Origin of the sequence: Streptomyces sp. NPDC051183 (assembly GCF_040682455.1) — a bacterium.
Taxonomy (GTDB): domain Bacteria; phylum Actinomycetota; class Actinomycetes; order Streptomycetales; family Streptomycetaceae; genus Streptomyces.
The window spans coordinates 1-1,670 of the sequence record NZ_JBFBBA010000121.1; the positions used below are offsets into that span (position 1 = coordinate 1).

The window sequence follows — 1,670 nt, forward strand, 5'->3', positions numbered from 1 at the left end:
TCCGCGGGGCCGGGCCCGGCCCTGATCCGCCAGACACCCCCTCGGGCCTCCGGGGGGCGGGCCCCGGCTGGGCCGGGTCCCGCCGCGGGATTGTCAGTGGCGTGGTGCAGCATCGGTGCTGTGAGAGCCGCGCCGACGATCCTGCACCTGGACATGGACGCCTTCTACGCCGCCGTGGAGCAGGCGGCGAAGCCGAGCCTGCGCGGGAAGGCCGTCATCGTCGGCGGGCTCGGACCGCGCGGGGTCGTCGCGACCGCCTCGTACGAGGCCAGGCGGTTCGGGGTGCACTCGGCGATGCCGACGGCCCAGGCGCGGCGGCTCTGCCCGAACGGCGCCTATCTGATCCCGCGCTTCAGCCTGTACCGGGCGGTGAGCGACGTGGTCATGGCCCTGCTGAGGGAGCTGTCGCCGCTGGTGGAGCCGCTCAGCCTGGACGAGGCCTTCGTGGACCTGGAGGCGGGCGGGGTCGCCTTCGACGCGCAGAGCGCGCGGGCCACCGGTGAGCGGCTCAGGGCGGACATCCGGGCCGCGACCGGGCTCAGCGGGTCGGTGGGGCTGGCGGGCTCCAAGATGCTGGCCAAGGTGGCCTCGGAGGAGGCCAAGCCGAACGGGCTGCTGCTGATCGAGGTGGGTACGGAGCGCGAGCTGCTCGCGCCGATGTCCGTACGGACCCTGCCGGGGGTGGGGCCGGCCACGGGGGAGCACCTGCGGCGGGCCGGGATCACCACGGTGGGGGAGCTCGCCGAGGCCGGTGAGGACGAGCTGGTCCGGATGGTCGGGCGCTCGCACGGGGTCGGGCTCTACCGGATGGCGCTGGGGCTGGACGAGCGGCCGGTGGTGGCGGAGCGCGATGCGAAGTCGGTGTCGGTCGAGGACACCTTCGACGTGGACATCCACGACCGGGTGCGGATCCGGGGCGAGGTGCAGCGGCTCGCGGAGCGGTGCGTGCAGCGGCTGCGGGCGTCAGGGCACTCGGGGCGCACGATCGTGCTGAAGGTGCGCCGGTACGACTTCTCGACGCTGACCCGGTCGGAGACCCTGCGCGGGCCGACGGACGACCCGGCGGTGGTGCGGGAGGCGGCCGCGCGGCTGCTGGAGGCGGTGGACACCACGGGCGGGGTGCGGCTGCTGGGGGTGGGGGTGACGGGGCTGGCGGACTACACGCAGGAGGACCTGTTCGCCCAGGCGGCGGCGTCGTCGCTCGCCGCCGGGGCGGACGGGGAAGGGTTCGGGGCGGAGCAGGGGGTGGACGGTTCGCAAGGGGCCGTCGGGACGGACGGGGCCGGTGCGGCCGGGGGAGTGAACGGTGCCTCCGAGGCCGTTGCCGGGGCCGAGGGGAGGCCGGGGGCGGATCCGGGACCGGGAGGGCCGGAGCCGGCTCCCGAGCGGCGCTGGGCGGCGGGTAGCGACGTCCTGCACGCGGTGCACGGGCCCGGCTGGGTGCAGGGCAGCGGGGTCGGGCGGGTGACCGTACGCTTCGAGCGGCCCGGCTCGGAGCCGGGCCGGGTCCGCACGTTCCTGGTGGACGACCCCGAACTGGAGCCGTCCGATCCGCTGCCGCTCGTGGGGGAGGGCGGCTAGGGGGTGTCTGGCGGATCAGGGTCGGGTAGCCCGGGTCGTCTGGTGCCGTGGATTGCAAGGCGGAGGAGGGAGCCACTGCGGAGCATTGG

The 1,670-nt window shown here is 75.6% G+C and carries 1 protein-coding gene; it reads left to right on the forward strand.

The window, feature by feature from the left end; genetic code table 11:
- Positions 1-120: 120 nt before the first annotated feature.
- Positions 121-1,581: a DNA polymerase IV gene (locus tag AB0M99_RS37745; protein ID WP_365928792.1), complete on the forward strand. Its 1,461-nt coding sequence runs from the start codon at positions 121-123 to the stop codon at positions 1,579-1,581.
- The last annotated feature ends 89 nt before the right edge of the window (positions 1,582-1,670 follow it).